Here is a 19,763-nt window from a genome sequence, read left to right on the forward strand (position 1 = left end):
ACCCCTGCGTCCTCACTGCTCGATGCCGTACTCGGCTGCCGTGCCGATCAGGAGCCCGACGTTGTCGATGAGCCTGGTGCTACCGACCCTGGCGGCGACCAGCAGCCGCGCTTCACCATCGGCGGGCGGTGGCCCCAGGTCCGTACCCCGCAGCTCCAGATAGTCGACGACCACCTCGGGACGCGCCGCGAGGGTGCTCCTCGCCGCGTCGAGCACGGCTTCCGGGCCTCGCGCTCCCGCGTGGGCACCCGCGACGAGCGCCGCCGACAGCACCACGGCCAGCTCCCGCTGTTCGGGGGACAGATAGGCGTTGCGCGACGACAGCGCCAGCCCGTCCGGCTCGCGGACGGTGGGAACTCCCAGCACCCGAACGTCGAGGTCGAGGTCCTCCACCATGCGCTTGATGAGAACGAGCTGCTGGTAGTCCTTCTCCCCGAAGAACGCGTAGTGCGGGCGGACGATGTTGAACAACTTCGCCACCACGGTGAGCACACCCGCGAAGTGCCCGGGCCGGAACGCGCCCTCGAGCTCGTCGCCGAGCGGCCCCGGATGCACCGTGACCGCCGAGTCAGGCGCGTACAGATCCTCGGCACCGGGCGTGAAGGCGATCTCCACACCCGCGTCGTCCAGCACGTCGAGGTCGGCGTCCAGAGTGCGTGGATAGGCGTCGAAGTCCTCGCCCTCGCCGAACTGGAGCGGGTTGACGAAGATCGACGCGGCCACGACCGTGTTGGGCAGGCGCTTCGCCCTGCGCAGCAGCTCCTTGTGGCCCTCGTGCAGAGCGCCCATCGTCGGCACGAGCGCCACGTTGCGGCCCACCGAGCGCAGTGCCGCGGTGACCTGGCGCACGTCGTCCGGCTTGCGGTAGACGTTCACCCGGCCACGGGTGAACTGGGGTGTCGTCTTCGGTCTCGTCACGTGCCCTCACGTCCGTTGTCGAGCAGGTCGGCGATCTCGCGGGCGGCGTCTCCTCCGAGCAGGCCTGCCTGGCTCGCTCTGGCTGCCGTCCTTCGGGCCAGCACGGTGTAGGCGGAACGCAGCTCGGGGGCTCGCTCACCGAGCACCCGCAGGTGTGTCCGCACGGTTCCCACGTCTCCTCGCGCGACCGGTCCGGTGAGCGCGCGGTCACCGTGCCTCAGAGCGTTGTCGAGCGCGGCGGACAACAGCGGGGCGAGGAGGCGCTCGGGATCACGGACGCCGTTGTGCCGTAACAATTCCACACAGTCCGCGACCAGCGTCGCGAGGTGGTTGGCTCCGTGCGCGAGAGAGGCGTGGTAAAGGGGCCGCGCGGCTTCCGGGATGCGCACCGGCTCCGCGCCCATCTCCATGGTCAACGCCTCGCCGACGTTCCAGGCCGCCTCGTCACCGTCCGCGGCGGTGACGCCCATGCTGCACGAGTCGAGGCGCTGCAGGTCCTCGGGCGCTCCGGTGAAGGTCATCACCGGATGCAACGCCAGCGGTAGCGCTCCTGTTTCCACCGCGGGCCGCAACACGTCGATGCCGTGGGCACCGCACGTGTGCACGACGATCTGGCCCGCCCGGAACGCACCCGCGTTCGCCAGGCCAGCCACCATGGGCCCGAGGACGTCGTCGGGCAGCGCGAGCAACACGAGGTCGGCGCTGCTCACCACCTCGTCCGGAGGCCGCAGGGGCACCCCGGGCAGCAACCGTTCCGCTCGCCGCACAGACGCGTCGGACACGCCGGAGGCGGCGACCACGGAATGACCGGCTCGGGCGAGCGCGGCGCCCAGCACGCTACCGACCCTGCCCGCCGACACCACACCCACAGCGAGCCGCGCGGGGCGGGTCACCGCGTGCCCCACTGGACGCTCATCGCACAAGACTCCCAAGCTCGTTCCAGTCCCGCTCTGCTTCGCGGGTACCAGACGACGGCGCGAGACTAGCCCGATCGACACGGTCGCACGCCCACGAGGTGACCAGCTTCACCCGTCGGCGCCGCGTCTGGCGAGCCGCACGGCCTCGGCCCTCGTCTGCTTCAGCACCGCCAGCAGCGCGGCCTGACGCTTGGACAGGTACGCCGTACGCATCCGCTCCGACGCAGGCGAGCCCTCCCAGCGCCGCGCGAACGCGAGCTCCGTCACCGCCGCCTGGTAGGCGTCCACCGCCCTGGCCGCTGCCCGGCCGGACTCCCGGCGAGCCTGCCTGCGCCACTTCTTGCGGCCGCTGAGATCGGCCAGCAGCGGCACCTCCGACGGCGCGATCCATCCCGCCTCGGCCATCCCCGGCAGGGTGGCCGCGATGATGCGCTGCTCCCGCCTCCGCTGCCACACCATGATCAACACCACCGCCGTGAAGATGGGGACCATGATGAGGAAGTAGACGTTGAGGAACACATCGGCTCCGCCGAGCGTGGCGGAGGCGTTCCACAGCGCGTGCAGCAGCACCGCCCCGACGTACGCGCCGAGCGGAAGCATGATCTTCATGCTCCGGTTGCCCGAGTGCACCACCAGGCCGACGCCGATACCGATCAGCACCGTGAAGAGCGGGTGGGCGAACGGCGACAGCAGCCCGCGCAGGATGAACGCCGCGAACACGCCCGTCGACATACCGTCGCCGAAGCCGTGCTCCACGAACGCCCGCCCGAAGTAGTAGACGTTCTCGATGAACGCGAAGCCCGCCGCGCTGAGTCCCGCGTACACGATGCCGTCGACCACGCCGTCGAACTCGTGCGAACGGCGTCGCATGAGCGCGATCACCGGCACGGCCTTGACGGCCTCCTCGACGAGTGGAGCGGACACCAGGGCACTCACCTTGCCGCCGTTGCCCGTACCCAGCAGCAGGTCACCCACCGCCTCGGCGGTGTCGTTCACCAGCAGGGCGGTCAGGGTCGCGACACACGCGCCCCACGCGAACGTCAACAGCAGCAGCTTCGCCGGTTCCGGCTCCCAGCGGTCGATCCACAGAAACGCCGCCACCACGGCCAGCACCGGAACCACCGCGACGACCACGCCGATGAGCACCGCGAGCACGCCCACGCGCACGGTGGCCAGGCCCAGCACGAGCAGACCCGACAACGCGAGTCCCATGATCCCGGCCACGGGTAGAAGCACGGTCACCCGCCGTGGCGAGTGCCTGCGCAGCGGTGGCGGCGTCGACGGTGTCCGGTCGGTGATGGCTCCCCTCACGCGGGCACCTTAGCGGCAGCCTCCGACCACCGCCCGGCCAGTTCTCAGTCGGCGGCGCGGCGGCGCCTGCGAGGCGTGGAACCGCTCGCGCCGTAGGCCGCGAGCAGCTCGCTCACCGAACGTCCCTCGGCGTGCGAGCCCGCGGGTTCGGCGTCGCTCTCCGAGGACTCGGGCGCTCGCCGACGTCCGCCGGAGGAAGCGGGGCCCTCCGCATCGGAATCCGCGGCGGAATCCGCGGCGGACCGCGAGTGACGGGAACCGCCCGAGGGCACGGCCGACATCCACGCGGGTTCCTCGTCGTCGGCACGGTAGCGCCTGCCACCACCGGAGGCCGGCGCCGCATCGTCCGGCTCGGTCCGCCGTTTCCGCCCTCCGGAGCGGCGCGCGCCCCCGATCTCAGTGGGCAGCGTCGCGTTCGGCTCGGGCTGCACGGGTGCGGGCACCTGGGCCCGCTCGGCCACGGTGGCCTCGACCGCGGATTCCACCGGCTCGGGCTCGGCCGGAGCGCGCCGAGGCGCCTCGACCGGCTTGCGGACCTCCGTAGCCGGGGCGTCGGGTGTCCCCCGGCGCACCGGCGGCTTGCCGGGGCGGCCCCCGACCGGCGGCGTCACGGCCGTCCTGGCGTCCACGGGACGTTGGGTGCGGGTCGGCGCCTCCTCCACCGCAGGCCGTGTTTCCCGCGTGGGCGGCGTGCCGCCGGGATCGAGCGACCGCGCGACCGCGCCCTTCACCGGCGTGATGGCGGGCCGGGACCGCTCGACCGGCGTGCTGGACGGCTCGCTCTCGGGAGCGCGATGCGGCGAGTAGGCGGAGGTGGGCTTGCCGCCCGGCCTCGCGACGGGACGCTGATGCGGGCGCGACATCTCCGCCCGTGCGCGGCTGGCCGCCTCACTGGCCCGCGCCATCGCCGCACCCGGCCTCGGCTGCACCCGGCGCGTGGGCGGGTCCGCGGGCTTCTGGGTCGGGCCGCTGTCCTCCGCGGGACGCGACGGACGCGGCACGAACCGGGAACGCGGCCTGCCGGGCTCCCGGCGCCGGGGATGCTCGGCACGGGCCACCACCGGCTCGTCGGCCTGGTCCTCCGCTGGTTCCGCGTCGAGGTCCTGGACACGGTCGATCATCTCGGTGGGCGAGTCGAGCGCGTCGGCAGGATCGGCGGAGTCCGCCCCCACCGTGATGGCGGGCCGCCCGCCCGCCGCCTCGTTCGCCGTCACGAGCCGCTGGTCGTCGCCGAGCTTGCGCATACGGGTGGACTGCGCCGTCAACGCCACGCGCTCCCACAGCACCTCACCACCGAACAGGTTCTGCAGGTTGTCACGCAGGCTGCGCAGCTCCTCGCGCAGGGCTTCGAGCTCGTCGCGTCGTTCCGCCTCGATCCGCTGCCGGGTCTCCGCCTCGACCTCCAGCTCGTGTTCCCGCCTGGCGGCGATCTCCTTCTGCAGTTCGAGCTCGTAGATCTTCTGGGCCTTGGTGACCGACTTCTCGTTGAGCGCCGCCTGCTTGCGGTACTTCGCCGCCATGAGGGCGCCGATGAGCGCCGCCCACAGCGCGGCGACGACGGCGAGCCGGATCCACCGCAGGTCGTCGGTCAGCACGAGGGCGAGGGTGGCGCCGATGGCGAGCAGAAAGCCAACAGCCAGCCACGGCTTCGTCGCCGAACGGTCCCGCGAGTCGTCACCCACGCCAGTCATGCCCACACCGTACCTTCCAGTGATCCATCCGAGACCTTTCCGGTACTTCGAGCGGTGCTCCGTGTGCGCTAACCGGTCGACGGCCGATCGGGGTCCCGATCGCCGTTCTTCGGTGCGCGGCAACAGTGCTCCAACCAGAGGGCCGCGCCGATGAGCGCGGCCGCGCAGCACGCACCGACGATGGCTGCGGGAACGTCCTCCGCCGCTGCCGAGATCTCACCCGAACGTGGTGCGAGGTAGGCGAGCGCGCCGAGCCACGCCCCCACCATCAGAGCCCCCAGGAGTGACGAGGCCTTGGCCAGCGCCACCGCCCTGGCGATGCCGATGCCCGACTCCACCCGGTGTCCCTTGATACGGGAGCGGATCGCGAACGCGAGAACCAACTCCCCCAGCGCCAGCACGAGCAGCGTCACACCCGCGAGCGTCGGCAGGTCTGGCAGCGACCCGAACGCCACACGGAAGAGGGGAAACGTCACGCCGAAACCGATCACCACGGCAACGAGGAGATCCCGTGCCCGCGTGAAATGCATGGTCACCACCGTACCCAGGATCGAACCAGGTGGTTGACTCTCCACCGACTGGAGACTCCACCCTTGGTTTCGAAAAGAGGGGGCGAGCGTGTTCACGATCGGAGAGCTGTCCCGGCGCACCGGACTGCCGGTCAAGACCATCCGGTTCTACTCCGACGAGGGCCTGCTGCCCCCGACCGACCGCACGCCCGCGGGCTACCGGCTCTACGACGGGCACGCACTGGCCAAGCTCGAGCTGGTCCGGACGCTGCGCGGACTCGGCATCGGGCTCGCCGAGGTCGAGACCGTGCTCGCGCAGGCGGACACCCTGCCCGAGGTCGCCGCGAAACACGTGGAGGTGCTCGACGAGCAGATCCGCGTGCTCCGGCTGAGACGAGCTGTCCTGCGTGCGGTCACGAAACGACATTCAGCACTGGATGAGGTGAAGTTGATGGACAAACTCGCGTCCATGTCGGACGAGGAGCGGAAGCGGCTGGTCGACGACTTCTGGGACGAGGTCTTCGAAGGTCTGGACGTGGACTCGGAGTTCTACGCCCGGATGCGCCAGTGCAAGCCCGAGCTGCCCGACGACCCGACGCCCGAACAGCTCGAGGCGTGGATCGAGTTCGCGGAGTTGGTCCAGGACGCCGACTTCCGGAGGTTGATCCGCGGCATGGGCGAGCGGCAGTCCGAAGCGATCCGCGAGCGCGACGGCGCCATCGACGCCCTGTCGAAGGCCCAGGCCGAGCACTGGGGCGACTGGAGCGAGCGGGCGCAGAAGGCTCTGGACGAAGGGCTGTCCCCCGACTCCCCCGTGGGCGCCGAGCTCGCCGCCGAGATCGCGAAGGCGGGGGCCGAGCCCGGGCAGAAGGACACTCCCGAACTGCGGCGCACGCTGGCCGACTGGATCGACGACGGCACCGACCGGCGAGCCGAGCGGTACTGGCAGCTGCTCGCCGTCATCAACGGGTGGCCGCCGGTGCCCACCAGGGTCCCCGCAGCCGAATGGATCATCGCCGCGCTCCGAGTCTCGGCTCGGTGAGCGCCGTGGGTGGTCGAGGAAGAGAGACTCGGCCACCCACGGGGAGCCGCCTCAGAGCACCAGGTCACCACGCAGGCGCACACCGGCGCGATCGTCGCCGGGCAGCGCGGCGAGCAACTCGTCGGCTCTGCCCCTGCCGGGCACCTCGGCGTCGGGATCGATCTCCAACCACGGGATGAGCACGGTCGCCCGCTCGTGAGTGCCGGGATGCGGGAGCAGCAACTCCGGGTGGTCGGAGCGGACGTCGTCCACCGTCACCACGTCGACGTCGAGCGTGCGCGGCCCCCACCGGCGCTCCCGCACGCGTTCCGCGCGGCGTTCGAGTTCCTGAGCCGTGCGCAGCCACGCCCAGTGGTCGCGCTCCGGGTCGTCGACGACGCAGACGGCGTTGAGGAAGTCCGGCTGGTCCGTGACACCCCACGGCGCCGTCTCGTACACCGACGACACGGCCACGAGCACGTCCCGCAGACCGTCCACCGCGAGGCGCAGGTAGTCGATCCGGTCGCCCAGGTTGGAGCCCAGGGACAGCACCGCCCTGCTCATCGCCGGTCCCGGTGCACCGTCACGGCCACGTCGGCGAACGTCAACGGGATCGGTGCCGACGGCTTGTGCACGGTGACCTCCACGGCGGAGATCCGCTCGTCCCGCAGCACCTCGTCGGCGATGCGCCCCGCGACCCACTCGATCAGGTCGTGCGGCGGGCCCGCCACGACGTCCGCGGCGCGCTGCGCGAGTTCACCGTAGTTGACGGTGTCGGCCAGATCGTCCGAACGAGCCGCGGCGGAGACGTCCAGCCACACCGTCAGGTCGACCACGAACTCCTGCCCGTCCCGCTTCTCGTGCTCGTAGACACCGTGCCTGCCGAACACCCGCAGGCCGGTGAGCGTGATGCGGTCGCCCTCAGGCACGACCGCTCCGCCAGGCCTCGGCCACGCGCACCGCGTCCAACGACGCGCCGACGTCGTGTACCCGGACACCCCACGCGCCCGAGTGCGCGGCCAGCGCCGACACGGCCGCAGTGGCCACCTCGCGACCCGACGGCGGCCGCGGCTGGCCCTCCGAGTCGGCCAGCAACCGTCCCAGGAATCGCTTGCGTGACGCGCCCACCAGCACCGGGAACCCGAGGGACAGCACGGCATCGAGACCGTGCAGCAGGGCCCAGTCGTGCTCGGCGTGCTTGGCGAACCCCAGCCCGGGGTCGAGCACGATGGCTTCCTCCCGCACCCCGGCGGCGAGGGCCTCGTCGACCCGCGCGCTCAACTCGTCGCGGACATCGGCCACGACGTCGTCGTAGGCGGCGAGTTCGTTCATGTTCCTGCTGTGCCCCCGCCAGTGCATGAGCACCCAGGGTGCTCCGGTGGCGGCAGCGACCTTCGCCATGTCGGGATCGGCGAGACCACCCGACACGTCGTTGATGATGTGTGCACCCGCCTCGATCGCGGCGGCGGCCACGGCGGCGCGAGTCGTGTCCACCGACAGCACGAGCCCTTCGGCGGCCAGCGTCCTCACCACAGGCAGCACCCGCGCCAACTCCGTCTCGGCGTCCACCCGTTCCGAGCCCGGTCGCGTCGACTCGCCACCGACGTCGATGACGTCCGCTCCCCTGCGCCACATGGCGTGGGCGTGGGCGAGCGCGTCCTCCCTGCTCAGGTAGCGCCCGCCGTCGGAGAACGAGTCCGGGGTGACGTTGAGGACGCCCATCACCACGCAGCGTCCCGGCCGGGGCAGCGCCGCGTGGGTCATCGACGGCCCTTGATGAGCTGCAACGCCTCGGCGCGCGACGACGCCGACGTCTGCAACAGCCCGCGCACCGCCGAGGTGGTCGTGCGGGCGCCGGGCTTGCGGACACCACGCATGGACATGCACAGGTGCTCGGCCTCGATGACCACGATCACGCCGCGCGGGCGCAGCTTGCGGTTCAGCGCGTCGGCCACCTGCGACGTCAGCCGTTCCTGCACCTGCGGGCGCTTGGCGTACAGGTCGACCAGCCGCGCGAGCTTCGACAAGCCCGTGACCTTGCCCTGGCCGTTCGGGATGTAGCCGATGTGCGCGACCCCGTGGAACGGCGTGAGGTGGTGCTCGCAGAGACTGAACATCGGGATGTCCGTGACGAGGACCAGTTCCTCGTGGCTCTCGTCGAACGTGCGGTCCAGCACGTGGTCCGGTTCGGTGTACAACCCGGCGAACATCTCGCGATAGGCCCTCGCGACCCGAGCCGGCGTTTCCCTCAGCCCGTCACGTTCCGGGTCCTCGCCGCAGGCCAGCAGGAGTTCCCGGATGGCGCGCTCGGCCCTCTCCTGGTCGAAGACGGCGTGACCGGCCCTGGGTAGTTCCGCATCCACCCCGAGGGGAGAGTGGCCGTTGCCCGTCACGTCCCTGCCTTCCCCGATCATGAAGGTGTGCTGCCGTCCTGATCGTTGTCGTCGTTGCGTTCGGTCGATGGCTTCGGCTCCGAAGGCGGCGGAGACGACGGCTGCTGCGACGCGGGGGGCTGGTCGCGCCACGGGTAGCCGCGGTGGCCCGGCTGCGTCGCCGGAGTCCAGCCGGGAGGAGCCCCGTAGTGCGGAGGCCCCGCGTTGCCGCCGCTGCCCGGTTGGCCACCGTTGGACGACCACGGTGTCGAACCGCCGTTGTTCCTGCGGCTGCCGTTGGGCGGGGTGTCACCTGCGGGCGGAGCGTACGGATTGTACGTAGCCGACGGTGCCGGCGGCTCCGGCTGCCCGTGCGGCGGCCCGCCGGGCAGATCGCCCGCACCGGACACGGTGGCCACCGGGGTGGGCTCCGGCTCCGGCTGACGTTCCTCGTCGCCCTCTCCCTCGGGCGGCCACGGTTCACCGCGCTCCATCGCCAGCTCGCGCGGGGTCTTGATCGGCGGCTTGTCGGACGGCAACCGCTCGCCGAACTCGTTGAACGTCGTGATGCGCGGGCGCTTCTCCACCGTGGCGAAGATGCGCTCCAAATCCCGCCGCTGGAGGGTCTCCTTCTCCAGCACCTCCATCACGAGGTCGTCGAGGACGTCGCGGTAGGTGGTCAGCACCTCCCACGCCTCGGTGTGCGCCGTCTCGATGAGCTTGCGCACCTCCTCGTCGATCTCGTGGGCGACTTCGAGCGAGTAGTCCGGCTGCCTGCCTGCCGACCGGCCGAGGAACGGGTCACCGTGCTCCTGGCCGTACTTCACGGCACCGAGCCGCGGCGACATGCCGTACTCGGTCACCATCGCCTTGGCGATCTTGGTGGCCTGTTCGATGTCGGAGGACGCGCCGGTGGTGGGCTCGTGGAACACGAGCTCCTCGGCCGCGCGGCCACCCATCGCGAACACGAGGCGACCGATCATCTCCGAACGGGTCATGAGCTGCTTGTCGTCCTCGGGGACGATCAGCGCGTGCCCGCCGGTGCGGCCACGGGGCAGGATGGTCAGCTTGTAGACGGGTTCGATGTCGGGCATCGCCCACGCGGCGAGCGCGTGCCCGCCCTCGTGGTAAGCGGTGATCTTCCGTTCGAGCTCGGAGATGATCCGGCTCTTGCGGGCCGGCCCGCCGACCACCCTGTCGACAGACTCCTCCAGAGCGGCGTCGGTGATGACGGAACCGTTCTGCCGCGCCGTGAGCAGTGCCGCCTCGTTGATGACGTTGGCCAGGTCGGCACCGGACATGCCGACGGTGCGCTTCGCCAGCGCGTCGAGGTCGACGTTGTCAGCCAGCGGCTTGCCCTTGGAGTGGACTTCCAGAATCGCCTTGCGACCCGCGAGGTCGGGGGCCGACACCGGAATCTGGCGGTCGAACCGGCCGGGACGCAGCAGGGCCGGGTCGAGGATGTCGGGACGGTTGGTGGCGGCGATGAGGATGATGCCGCCGCGCGAGTCGAACCCGTCCATCTCGACGAGCAACTGGTTCAGCGTCTGCTCGCGCTCGTCGTGGCCGCCGCCGAGACCCGCACCACGCTGACGGCCCACGGCGTCGATCTCGTCGACGAAGATGATGCAGGGCGCGTTCTGCTTGGCCTGCTCGAACAGGTCCCGCACTCGGGAGGCACCGACACCGACGAACATCTCGACGAAGTCGGAACCGGAGATCGTGTAGAACGGCACGCCGGCCTCGCCCGCCACCGCTCGCGCCAGCAGCGTCTTACCGGTGCCGGGCGGGCCGTACAGCAGGACGCCCTTGGGGATCTTGGCGCCGAGCGCCTGGTAGCGGGCGGGGCTCTGGAGGAAGTCCTTGATCTCGTGCAGTTCCTCCACGGCCTCGTCGGCGCCCGCGACGTCGTTGAACGTGGTGGTCGGCATGTCCTTGTTGAGCTGCTTCGCCTTGGACTTGCCGAAGTTGAGCACGCGGTTGCCGCCACCCTGCGCGCTGTTCATCATCCACATGAGCAGCAGCACGAGGATGCCCAGCGGGATCAGGTAGATCAGCAGCTGGGTGAAGAAGCTCTCCTGCGTGACGGTGGTGTTGAACTTGACGTCGCGCTCGTCCGTCCCCGCGTTGAGGAGCGTGTTGTAGAGCTGGTCGGACGCGCCGGCCGGGAAGCTGGTGCGAACCTGTTCGACCTCCTGGCCGTCGACCCTGATCGGCTCGGTCAGCGTGAGTTTGAGCTGCTGCTCGCGATCCTCCAACGTGGCTTCGTCGACGTTGCCGGAGCGGATCTGCTCGACGGCCTGCGACGTCGGCACTTCTTTGTAGCCGTCATCACTGTTCCAGAGGGTGCTGAGGCCCAAGTACAGCAGCAGAATTACGAGTACCCACAGCAGTGGGTTCCTGAGCAGGCGCTTGCGGTCCATTCGATCCGGCCGTGGTGGCCTCGACCCTCCCTGGCTAGGCGGTAGGTTGTGACGTCCGCCGTCGCGGTGTTGACAAGTGCACGAGCGCTACGGAGTTCACCGTCTCACCAGCGTACCGTCCGGCTCCGGTGAGATGCCGGGCGCTCCAGACGCTGTCTTTGTCAACGACCGGAGTCGCCGCCGTGTTCCCCCGCGTTCCCCTGGCTCAGCGTGTGACCTCGGCGACCATCTCGCCGAGACGGCTGCGGAGGGTCTTCGCGTCAGCCGGAGCGACCGTGACCCATTCCCGGCCGTCCGGGCCGGTGCGGGACACGCTGAGGTAGCGACCGGACGCGGTGTCGAACCACGCGAGCACGGACGAGCGCCGCTTGCCGCCCAGGTCGTCGCGGCTGTTGGCGGCGAGTTGCCCGCCCCGCAGGCGCGGCTGCGCGATGAGCTGCGCGTACGTCTCGGCAGGATCGTGTGAACGTTCGGCGAGGCCACCCCGCCTGCCCGAGACACCGCTCACCGCGGCGGTGCGGGACGGCTGGATCCGCACCGCCGTCTCGAGCGGCAGAGTGATGGACGCCTCGGTGCCGCGCGGACCCGGAGGGAGCAGGCCCACGATCGCGGACGCGAGCCCGTCGAGGTAGATCTGGCGCAGCCAAACGCCGTCGGCGTCCTGCACGGCGAGCACGGCCTGCGTGCCGTCCGAAGCCGCCAGCGCGGCGACCGGCCGCTTCCGGAACTCGGGAATGTGCAGCGCGTCGATGCTGACGGACGGCAGGGCCAGGATGTGCAGCCACTGCTCCACCGGCGAGCCCGCGATGTTCCGCGCCGACAACTCCGCCTCGACGCGCTTGCGCAGTGCCGCGCGTTCCGTCTCGTCACTGCCGTGCGACGGCACGGTCAGCGGGTACGGCAGCTCGCCCGCACCGACCTCCTCCCAGAGGATGTCGAAGGCGACCGGTGTGAAGAACTCCTGCGCGGACACGATGTCCCCCGAACTCCTGCGACGACGGAAACTGACTTCGTGGTGTGGGTGACCGGAGGATAGTGGGTCACAGCCGTGCGGTGGTGGCCTGCGCCACGGACGCCAGCATCTCCGAGAGCCGGTGTCTCAACGTCGGCGCGTCCGCCGGCGCGATCACGATCCAGTCGCGGCCGTCGGGTCCTCGGCTCGCTTGCGTCAGGTACCGGCCGGTCTCGGTGTCGAACCAGCTCAGGACGGGCGAACGACTCCTGCCACCGGACCGTCCCCTGGCGTTCGCGCCGATCTGGCCGCCACGCTCACGGTCCTGCGCGTGCAGCCGCGCGAGCGCCTTGCGCTCCTCGTCGGCGCGGGCCGTGCTGCCGTCGGACGTGGTGGGCCGACGCTGCATGAAGTCGGCGCCGGGACCGGCCAGCAACTGCTCCAACGGCACGTTGATCGACTTTTCCCTGCCCCGCGGCGCGCCGGGCAACTGACCGACGATGGCACTGGCGAGCCCGTCCGTGGGAATGCGTTCGAGCCACACCGTCCCGGCCTCCTGCACGAGGAGCACGGCGTGCGGGCCGGATGCCGCGGCCACGGCCATGCGCGGTTCGGCGTTCGGCGCGCTGATCAACACGGAATCGAGGCTCAGCTCGGCCGTGGCCAACACTCCGAAAGCGTCTTCGAGCAGCGGCGCGGGTCGACCGTTGTCGTCGGCCAGGCCGCGGTGGGCGAGGCCGGTGAGCACCTGGGCACGAAGGGCGGCGCGTTCCTCCAGCGTGTCGCCGTGAGAACGCACCGTGATCGGGTAGGGCAGTTCACCGAGGCCGCTCGACTCCCACAGGAAGTCGAGTTCGACCTCGGTGAGCTGTTCACGCACGTGCTATCGCCCTTCGTCGTCCGGGCCCCACGCACCGAGCACCGGGGGCGCGGCCGCCTCCGTGGCTCCGAACGTGGCGTCGGGATCCGGTTCGATGAGGAAGGAGGCGTGCGTGTGCTCCTTCTCCTCCTCCGGGCGCGCCCCGGCCGCACCCATGCCACCCATGCCCATCGGCGCGGCGGTCGCGGGCGGGTTGGCACCCACCACACCACTGGCCGCGGCGGCGACACCCTGGTTCTGCACGGGAACGGGAGTACCCGCGTTGGGCGCCGTGCTCCCACTCTGGTTGGCCGACGCCACCGTTTCGGAGGTCGCGGGGGACTTCGCCCCGCTGCGCTTGCCCGCCGACAGGCTCTTGGTCGCCTTGAGGCCCGCATAGCCGAGAGCACCACCGGCCGCCGCCGCGCCGAGCGAGGCCCCGACGTTGAAGCCACCACCCGCCGGGGCGGCCGGCATCTGGCCCGCGCCCACGCCCGTGCCCGCGCCCGCGACGTGGTGGGCACGGCCACCCTGAGCGGCGTCGGAACCGCCGGCGACGTCCACCCCGGCACTCACCGCGGCCACACCCGGCGTGGCACCGCGAGCGGACGGCGTACCGCCCTCGGCGCTGGAGAGCGCGAAAGTGCCCACGGCACCGAGTGTCCTGGCCTCCACCGCGACACCGCCGGTCAGCGGCTTCAACCCCAGCGACTCCGGCCCGAAGCTCGGGGTCGTGCCGTCGATCTGCGACAGCTCCTCGGTGTAAGCCTCGAGGAACGCGATCTGCTGGGCCTTGACCGCCTGCGCCGCGGCGTGCTGCTCCTTCAGGTCCTTGACCATCGCGGCCGGGCCGCCCGAGAGCATGGCGGCCGTCTCGGCGCCCGGATCGAACTCCTTCGGCTGCGGCATCGTCTTCAGCTTGGCCGCCGCCGCGGCCTGCTGACCGAGCCGGTCCTGCATGGTCTTCGCCGCCTCGGACGCCTGGGCGCTCGAGTTGGCGATACCCACCAGCGCGCCCTGCGCGGCACCGGCACCCTCACCGATCCACGCCGCACCGAGTTCCTTGATGGCGTTGTAGAGGTCGTCGGCGATCCTCGACAGTTCACCGCTGTGGTTGCCCCACGTCTGGCCCAGTTCCTCGGCCGTGCCGGGCTCGTTGTTGACCGTCGCGTACGCGTACAGCTGCTCGCTGTCCCTCGCGGCCCAGTTCGGCCTCGATCCGATGGCCCGGTCGTCGCCGTACTGGAAGCCGTCGGAACGGCTGCGCGCGCGGTTCACGAGATCCGCGACCTCGGCGCTCTCGTCGCGCATGACCGCATCGACGTTCGTGGGCGCCGAACCCGCGCCGTATCCCCTACCCGGCGCCGTGGTGGGCTCGCCGGAGGAGTTTCTGTCCGAGTACATGACTTCCGCTTCCCCCTACTGGTCTAGAGCTGGCCGGTCAACGACTGGGCGGTGGACGTGTCGAAGTCGTCGTAGCGGCTCATCGCCTCGAGAATCGCGCGTTCTGCCTCGTCGTACTGCGTGTACAGGTTCCGGAGCGCCTGCGCGTAGGAGTCGTTCATCCCCGCGGCCCGTTCGGCGAACTTGTTGGCGATGGCCTCGCCGACCGGGTTGGCCCCCAACTTCGGTGAGACCGCGAGGAAACCGGTGTTGTCGAGCAGGGCCGCGACGGCATCCTTACCGGTACGGATCTTGTTCAGGACGGCCTGCGCGGCATCCGGATCGACCCCGACCTGCCCCTTGGCCGCGGCGGCGCGGAACGCGGCGGCATCCGCATAGCTGCTGTTCGGCATGTGTTCGCTCTCCTGTCCCCAGCACAGCCCGACTCGGCTCAGCACCTGCGATCTTCGCTAAGGTTAACGCACTTGAGGTACCGCTACGACGAGTTCTCGCCTGTTCGGGTTCCGTGTTCGCAGAAACTATCCGCAGCCGATGCCGGAGCGTTACGAGGAGTAGACGCGGGGGTCGAGCGTTCCGATGAACGGCAGGTCGCGGTAGCGCTCCGCGTAGTCGAGGCCGTAGCCCACGACGAACTCGTTGGGGATGTCGAACCCGACGTAGCGCACCGGCACGTCCACCTTCACGGCCTCCCGCTTGCGCAGCAGCGAACACACGTTCAGCGAGGCGGGGTTCCGGCTGGCGAGGTTCTTCAGCAGCCACGACAGTGTCAGCCCCGAGTCGACGATGTCCTCAACGATGAGCACGTCGCGGCCCGCGATGTCCCGGTCGAGGTCCTTCAGGATGCGCACGACACCGGAGGACGACGTGGCCGACCCGTACGACGACACCGCCATGAACTCGAGTTGCGCCGGGATCGGCAACGCGCGAGCGAAGTCCGTCATGAACATGACCGCGCCCTTCAGCACCCCGACGAGGACGAGGTCGGTCGCCATCTTCTCGGTCGGGTAGTCCGCCGTGACCTTCTCGGCCAGCTCGGCGACCTTGTCCTTGATCTGCTCCTCGGTGATGAGCACGGAGGCGATGTCGCCTTCGTACACGGTCAGCTCCCTCGGGTGGTGGATTGGCAACTGTTCAAAACGAGCTTTTCATGCGTCCTTCGCGCCTCGACACCGCCGGGTAGGAAAACGCCGCCCTGGCCACGCCACCGACCCACGAGGTCGTCGACGGACCGGAGGTGCGCGTCGGTCAACTCCCGCACGCCGCCCCGCAACAGCCACCTCCGAAGTGCTCTTCTCCGCACCGGCGGCGGCGCCTGTCCGAGAACGTCGACACGAAGGGCTTCCCCGTCGCACGCCCGGCCGTAAACGTCCGAGGCGATCGAGTCGAGGGCATCGCAGTCCTCACGCAGTTGCCGCGCCGTCCGGGCGAGCGCGTCGGCCACCCCGCCGGCGAGCACGTCCTCCAGCAGCGGAAGCACCTCACGCCGCACTCGCACCCGGCGGAACCGCGGATCGGCGTTGTGGGGGTCGTCCCAGGGCCGGACCCCGAGTTCCTCGCAGGCGGCCCTGGTGACGGCTCGCGGCGTCGAGAGCAGTGGCCGCGCCCACGGCACCTCAAGCGGGCGCATCCCGGCCAGCGACCGAGCCCCCGAACCCCTGCCGAGACCGAGCAACACGGTCTCGGCCTGGTCGTCGAGCGTGTGACCGAGCAGCACGAGCGCCTCGTCGCCCGCGTGTTCGCGCAGTGTCGCGTAGCGGGCCCTACGGGCCGCGGCCTCGGGCCCGCCGGGGCCGTCCACCGTCACCGGCAACACCTTCGCCGTGTGCACACCCAGCCGCAGCGCCTCCTCCGCGGCGCGCTCGGCGACCCTGGACGAACCCGGCTGGAGCCGGTGGTCCACCACGAGCGCGCACACCCGAAGACCCCGCCGCTCACCTACGTGAGCCGCCGCCTCGGCCAGCGCGAGCGAGTCCGCACCACCCGACACCGCCACGAAGAGCTCGCCCGAGCACAGGTGCGCGGCGGGTTCCGGTTCGGAGAGGAAGACCCGCACCGCCCTGCGCACCGCCAGCGCCGCGTCGAGTCGACGGCGCGCCGGAGGAACGAGGCCGTGTTTCATGAGCCGTCCCCGAGCGGGCGGAGCGCCGCGCCGGGCCCCGCGCAGCCGGTCGGGGGGAGGCGCGGAACACGACTCAGTGCACCCGGCGCAGCCATGCCTTCGGGTCCTTGATCTCGGTCCTGCTCGGGAGCGTGTCCGGGGACGTCCAGACCACGTTGAAGCCGTCCATCCCGACCGCGTCCACCACCTCGCGGGTGAACGTCGAGCCCAGCGCGTACTGCCGCACCTTGGCCTCGACGCCCAGCAGACCCCGCAGCAGCCTGTCGAGCGGGCCACCTCCCTTGCGCCGGGCCGTGAACCGCCGTCGGATCGTCGCCACACTGGGCACGACCTTCGGTCCCACCGCGTCCATGACGTAGTCGGCATGCCCCTCGAGCAGCGTGGACAAGGCCAGCAGACGGTCGAACGCCTCGCGCTGCCGGGGCGTCTGCACCAACTCGACGAGCCCGAGCGACCCGTCCTGGTTGCCCTCCCGCAGTTTCCGCACGTTGTCCGGCAGGCGCGACAGCAGCGTGGCCAGCCCGTCCGACTCGGTGAAGCCGGTGATCAACCTGCCGACCTCGGCGGCGAAGTGGTCCCGCAGCCAGTCGACCGCGGTGAACTGCAGCCGGTGTGTGCACTCGTGCAGGCAGACCCACATGCGGAAGTCCCTGCCCGACACCCGCATGGCCCGCTGGGCGGCCACCACGTTCGGCGCGACGAGCAGCAGCCTGCCCGCGTGGTCGTCCCCACCGAACGGGTCGTACTGGCCCAGCACGCGCGTGCCGAGAAACGCCAGCACCACACCCGTCTGTACCCCCGCGCTGCCCGCCACCAGCGGGGCGAGCGCTCCGTCCTGCCCGTCGCCGGGCAGGGCCCTGCTGGTGAGTTCGTTCAGCCCGGACGCCGCCGACCGCACCCAACCCGGTCGATCGACGACCTCACCGGGAGACAACGGCAGGCCGGCTCCGAGCCCGGTGAGCGCCCTGACGTGCTCTTCCGCGTCCACGGTCAGGTCGCGGAGCTCCGTGACGACGCGTTCGGCCTCGGACGGCTCCACCATCGGGCCGCCCCTGACGAGGTAGGCGCCGGTCGAGGCGGCCACCGACCAGTCGACCAGCGGCTTCTGGTGCCTGCCCTGCTGCGGGCCCGCGGAACTCACGACGACTGCTCGGGCTCGGTCGACGTCGCGATGCCGGTACTGCGAGTGCTCACGTGTCGTCCTTTCGCCGCGCTGTGCCTCGGTTTCCGACGCTACCCGCCCTCAGCGGCAACCACAGCCACGTAGCGCTGCCGCGATGCGGTCGAGAGCGGCCCTCGCCCGGTCCCAGTCCTCACCGGTCGACATGAGCGCGAACGTCAGCACCCGCTCGTCCGAGGTGAGGAGCACCCCGGCGAGCGTGTGCACACCCGTCAGCGTTCCCGTCTTCGCGCGGACCCAGCCACGCCCCGCCTCGGACGACTCCTCGTCGTAACGCGTGGCGAGCGTGCCGCTGCCCCCTGCCACCGGCAGGCCGATCAGCAGCGGGCGGAGCTTCGCCGTGAGCTCGTTCCCGTCGTCCGGCCCCGCCGCCATGGCGAGCACCTGGGTGAGGGTGGCCGCGGAGACCTTGTTGAGCGGCGACAGTCCGCTGCCGTCGTGCAGGGTGGCACCGTCGACGTCGATGCCGTTGCGCCTCAGCACGTCAAGGGTGGCCTCGGCACCGCCGTCGAAGGACTGTTCCTTGCCCTCGGCGGCGGCCACCTGTCGCGCCAGGACCTCACCCAGCAGGTTGTCGGACTCCACGAGCATGTGCCGCACCAGCTCGTCCACCGGCGCGGACCACACCTCGCCCAGCACCTTGGCGTTCTCCGGGGCGGTGGTCTCACCGCCGACCTCGGCGCCGACGCGCTCGGCGAACTCCTGGGCGAGGTGGCCCGCGGGGTCGCTGCGACCCATCGAGTTCTCGACCGTCGGATTCGAACGGCCACCGTCGAGCATGGCGGGCTGCACCCTGACCATGAACGTCGACGGCACGTCCTCCGGCGCCCAACCAGCGCCCGTCTCGGGGCCGGTGTAGGCGGAGAGGTCGAGCTCGACCCGGTCGACGTCTCCTCCCGTGGCCTTCTCCACCTGGGTCACGAGGTCGTCGAGGTGCGCCGCGGTCGGAAAGATCGACTGCTCTCCCCTCGGCAGCGACGACAGTGTGACGTCACCTCCACCCACCAGCACCACAGTGCCCGGCTCGGAACCCTCCACGACCCTCGTCGGCAGGCGCATGTCGTGGTCGAGGGCCAGCAACGCGGCGGCTCCCACCAGAATCTTGGTCGTGGACGCGGGCGTGGCTATCGCGTTCGCGTCACTCTCCCAGAGCTGCTGGCCAGTGGCGGGGTCCACCACGCTTCCGGTGAGAGTGCCCAGGTCGGAGTCGGAGGCGAGTTGACCGATCGCGGCCGCGACGCCCTCCGGCGTGGGAGCGGGGCCGGAGGCCGACGCCTCGCCCAACGCGAGGCGCACCTGCTGGGGTTGCGGGGGATCGCCCTGCGGCGCGTTCGGCGCCCACGGCAGGCCGAGCCGGTTCGACACGTCCGGCAACGCCAGCGTGACACCCGCGGCCAGCAGCACCACCACGGCGATCGACACCGCCACCAGCAGGCGTCGGCGCGGCTTACCGGAGGTGGTTCCCGCGGGCTCCGCCGGGGGTGCCGCGCCGGGCGGCTCGGCACCGCTCGACACCGCGGGGTCGACGGCCTGCGGCGGTGGTGCGGGGACCGCCGCCTGCGTACCCGTGTCGGTACGCGCAGGCGAGTTCGCGGGCCGGTCTTCGGCCCGCCGCGGGTCACCCGCGGGCACAGCTCGCTGCTCCCCGGTGCCCTCCGGCGCCGGTTCGATGCGCTGTGGCCACGCCTGCCTGCCCGCAGGCGGAACGGCCCCCGGCCGGGGACGTGGCGGCGCGGGGTGCGGGAACTGTGGTGACCGCGCCGCCGGCTCCTGTGGCCACGGCCTCGGTGACTCCTGGGCGGCCTGCCGTGCGCCAGCGTCCTGATCCGGCTGACGCGGTGGCCGCTGCCGTGGCTCCTGCGACGCCGACGCGCTCGGTTCGTGGGAATGCTGGGGCTGCGGCGGCTGCGGGGGCTGCGGGGGCTGCTGGATCTGCTGGGTTCGCTGGGACCACTGTGACTCTTTCGGCCGTTCGGTCCGCGGTGGTGTGAAGGGGCCCCGAACGTCCGGTGAACCGGAGGGGTTGCCGACCGGGTTCGTGGGAATGCTCACTTTGTCTGTCGGCTGGTTCGACGAGGAGTCAGAAT

Annotated in this window: 19 protein-coding genes; 1 reads left to right on the top strand and 18 read right to left on the bottom strand. The window is 71.0% G+C overall.

Annotation, left to right across the window (positions count from 1 at the left end):
- Nucleotides 1-12: 12 nt before the first annotated feature.
- The 5 genes from panC to SACCYDRAFT_RS22875 all read right to left on the bottom strand — a co-directional run bounded on the left by panC (nt 13) and on the right by SACCYDRAFT_RS22875 (nt 5,367).
- Nucleotides 13-918 (bottom strand): pantoate--beta-alanine ligase, encoded by a 906-nt coding sequence (panC, locus tag SACCYDRAFT_RS22855; protein WP_005459810.1) that lies wholly within the window; start codon nt 916-918, stop codon nt 13-15.
- Complete coding sequence (locus SACCYDRAFT_RS22860) at nt 915-1,811, bottom strand: Rossmann-like and DUF2520 domain-containing protein (RefSeq protein WP_198285050.1); 897 nt, start codon at nt 1,809-1,811, stop codon at nt 915-917. Before SACCYDRAFT_RS22860 ends, panC begins: the two co-directional genes overlap by 4 nt.
- 132 nt (nt 1,812-1,943) lie before the next feature.
- Entirely contained in the window at nt 1,944-3,146 is a 1,203-nt protein-coding gene (locus SACCYDRAFT_RS22865; RefSeq protein ID WP_043536830.1) for a PrsW family intramembrane metalloprotease, read from the bottom strand.
- A gap of 44 nt (nt 3,147-3,190) precedes the next feature.
- Complete coding sequence (locus SACCYDRAFT_RS22870; protein WP_005459816.1) at nt 3,191-4,837, bottom strand: DUF6779 domain-containing protein; 1,647 nt, start codon at nt 4,835-4,837, stop codon at nt 3,191-3,193.
- Nucleotides 4,838-4,905: 68 nt separating this feature from the next.
- A complete protein-coding gene (locus tag SACCYDRAFT_RS22875; RefSeq protein ID WP_043537491.1) occupies nt 4,906-5,367 on the bottom strand; it encodes a DUF3180 domain-containing protein in 462 nt (153 codons plus the stop codon).
- Between the two features lie 88 nt (nt 5,368-5,455).
- Here SACCYDRAFT_RS22875 and SACCYDRAFT_RS22880 point away from each other — a divergent pair, with 88 nt between their 5' ends.
- The gene (locus SACCYDRAFT_RS22880; protein WP_005459820.1) at nt 5,456-6,388 is read left to right on the top strand and encodes a MerR family transcriptional regulator; all 933 of its coding nucleotides are present in this window, start codon (nt 5,456-5,458) and stop codon (nt 6,386-6,388) included.
- Between the two features lie 51 nt (nt 6,389-6,439).
- On the opposite strand, the gene folK is transcribed toward SACCYDRAFT_RS22880, so the two are convergent.
- The 13 genes from folK to dacB all read right to left on the bottom strand — a co-directional run bounded on the left by folK (nt 6,440) and on the right by dacB (nt 19,308).
- Entirely contained in the window at nt 6,440-6,931 is a 492-nt protein-coding gene (folK, locus tag SACCYDRAFT_RS22885) for a 2-amino-4-hydroxy-6-hydroxymethyldihydropteridine diphosphokinase (protein ID WP_005459822.1), read from the bottom strand.
- Entirely contained in the window at nt 6,928-7,296 is a 369-nt protein-coding gene (folB, locus tag SACCYDRAFT_RS22890) for a dihydroneopterin aldolase (protein WP_005459824.1), read from the bottom strand. Before folB ends, folK begins: the two co-directional genes overlap by 4 nt.
- Nucleotides 7,289-8,131 carry a dihydropteroate synthase gene (gene folP, locus SACCYDRAFT_RS22895; protein WP_005459826.1) on the bottom strand — a complete coding sequence of 281 codons (843 nt, stop codon included), beginning with the start codon at nt 8,129-8,131 and terminating at the stop codon, nt 7,289-7,291. Before folP ends, folB begins: the two co-directional genes overlap by 8 nt.
- The gene (gene folE, locus SACCYDRAFT_RS22900) at nt 8,128-8,781 is read right to left on the bottom strand and encodes a GTP cyclohydrolase I FolE (RefSeq protein ID WP_005459828.1); all 654 of its coding nucleotides are present in this window, start codon (nt 8,779-8,781) and stop codon (nt 8,128-8,130) included. The genes folP and folE overlap by 4 nt, the downstream gene beginning before the upstream one ends.
- Complete coding sequence (ftsH, locus tag SACCYDRAFT_RS22905; protein ID WP_005459830.1) at nt 8,778-11,162, bottom strand: ATP-dependent zinc metalloprotease FtsH; 2,385 nt, start codon at nt 11,160-11,162, stop codon at nt 8,778-8,780. The genes folE and ftsH overlap by 4 nt, the downstream gene beginning before the upstream one ends.
- A gap of 205 nt (nt 11,163-11,367) precedes the next feature.
- Nucleotides 11,368-12,135, bottom strand: coding sequence for an ESX secretion-associated protein EspG (locus tag SACCYDRAFT_RS22910; protein WP_005459832.1), 768 nt, complete (start codon nt 12,133-12,135; stop codon nt 11,368-11,370).
- A gap of 67 nt (nt 12,136-12,202) precedes the next feature.
- Nucleotides 12,203-12,994 (bottom strand): ESX secretion-associated protein EspG, encoded by a 792-nt coding sequence (locus SACCYDRAFT_RS22915; protein WP_005459834.1) that lies wholly within the window; start codon nt 12,992-12,994, stop codon nt 12,203-12,205.
- A 3-nt stretch (nt 12,995-12,997) separates the two neighbouring features.
- Nucleotides 12,998-14,377 carry a hypothetical protein gene (locus SACCYDRAFT_RS22920; RefSeq protein ID WP_005459837.1) on the bottom strand — a complete coding sequence of 460 codons (1,380 nt, stop codon included), beginning with the start codon at nt 14,375-14,377 and terminating at the stop codon, nt 12,998-13,000.
- Nucleotides 14,378-14,400: 23 nt separating this feature from the next.
- Nucleotides 14,401-14,769: a hypothetical protein gene (locus SACCYDRAFT_RS22925; RefSeq protein WP_005459838.1), complete on the bottom strand. Its 369-nt coding sequence runs from the start codon at nt 14,767-14,769 to the stop codon at nt 14,401-14,403.
- Between the two features lie 150 nt (nt 14,770-14,919).
- Complete coding sequence (hpt, locus tag SACCYDRAFT_RS22930; RefSeq protein WP_005459840.1) at nt 14,920-15,474, bottom strand: hypoxanthine phosphoribosyltransferase; 555 nt, start codon at nt 15,472-15,474, stop codon at nt 14,920-14,922.
- 2 nt (nt 15,475-15,476) lie between these two features.
- Nucleotides 15,477-16,496, bottom strand: a complete 1,020-nt coding sequence (gene tilS, locus SACCYDRAFT_RS22935; RefSeq protein ID WP_005459842.1) for a tRNA lysidine(34) synthetase TilS — start codon at nt 16,494-16,496, stop codon at nt 15,477-15,479.
- A gap of 73 nt (nt 16,497-16,569) precedes the next feature.
- Nucleotides 16,570-17,637, bottom strand: a complete 1,068-nt coding sequence (locus SACCYDRAFT_RS22940) for a zinc-dependent metalloprotease (RefSeq protein WP_005459844.1) — start codon at nt 17,635-17,637, stop codon at nt 16,570-16,572.
- A gap of 102 nt (nt 17,638-17,739) precedes the next feature.
- Nucleotides 17,740-19,308: a D-alanyl-D-alanine carboxypeptidase/D-alanyl-D-alanine endopeptidase gene (gene dacB, locus SACCYDRAFT_RS22945; RefSeq protein ID WP_005459846.1), complete on the bottom strand. Its 1,569-nt coding sequence runs from the start codon at nt 19,306-19,308 to the stop codon at nt 17,740-17,742.
- Between the last annotated feature and the right edge of the window lie 455 nt (nt 19,309-19,763).

The organism is Saccharomonospora cyanea NA-134 (assembly GCF_000244975.1).
GTDB classification, from domain to species: domain Bacteria; phylum Actinomycetota; class Actinomycetes; order Mycobacteriales; family Pseudonocardiaceae; genus Saccharomonospora; species Saccharomonospora cyanea.

Excerpts from the sequence above, each read along its gene's own strand:
- SACCYDRAFT_RS22920 (WP_005459837.1), bottom strand. The coding sequence starts at position 14,377 with ATGTACTCGGACAGAAACTCCTCCGGCGAGCCCACCACGGCGCCGGGT.
- SACCYDRAFT_RS22870 (WP_005459816.1), bottom strand. The coding sequence starts at position 4,837 with ATGACTGGCGTGGGTGACGACTCGCGGGACCGTTCGGCGACGAAGCCG.
- folE (WP_005459828.1), bottom strand. The coding sequence starts at position 8,781 with ATGATCGGGGAAGGCAGGGACGTGACGGGCAACGGCCACTCTCCCCTC.
- folP (WP_005459826.1), bottom strand. The coding sequence starts at position 8,131 with ATGACCCACGCGGCGCTGCCCCGGCCGGGACGCTGCGTGGTGATGGGC.
- folK (WP_005459822.1), bottom strand. The coding sequence starts at position 6,931 with ATGAGCAGGGCGGTGCTGTCCCTGGGCTCCAACCTGGGCGACCGGATC.
- SACCYDRAFT_RS22875 (WP_043537491.1), bottom strand. The coding sequence starts at position 5,367 with ATGCATTTCACGCGGGCACGGGATCTCCTCGTTGCCGTGGTGATCGGT.
- tilS (WP_005459842.1), bottom strand. The coding sequence starts at position 16,496 with ATGAAACACGGCCTCGTTCCTCCGGCGCGCCGTCGACTCGACGCGGCG.
- SACCYDRAFT_RS22925 (WP_005459838.1), bottom strand. The coding sequence starts at position 14,769 with ATGCCGAACAGCAGCTATGCGGATGCCGCCGCGTTCCGCGCCGCCGCG.
- ftsH (WP_005459830.1), bottom strand. The coding sequence starts at position 11,162 with ATGGACCGCAAGCGCCTGCTCAGGAACCCACTGCTGTGGGTACTCGTA.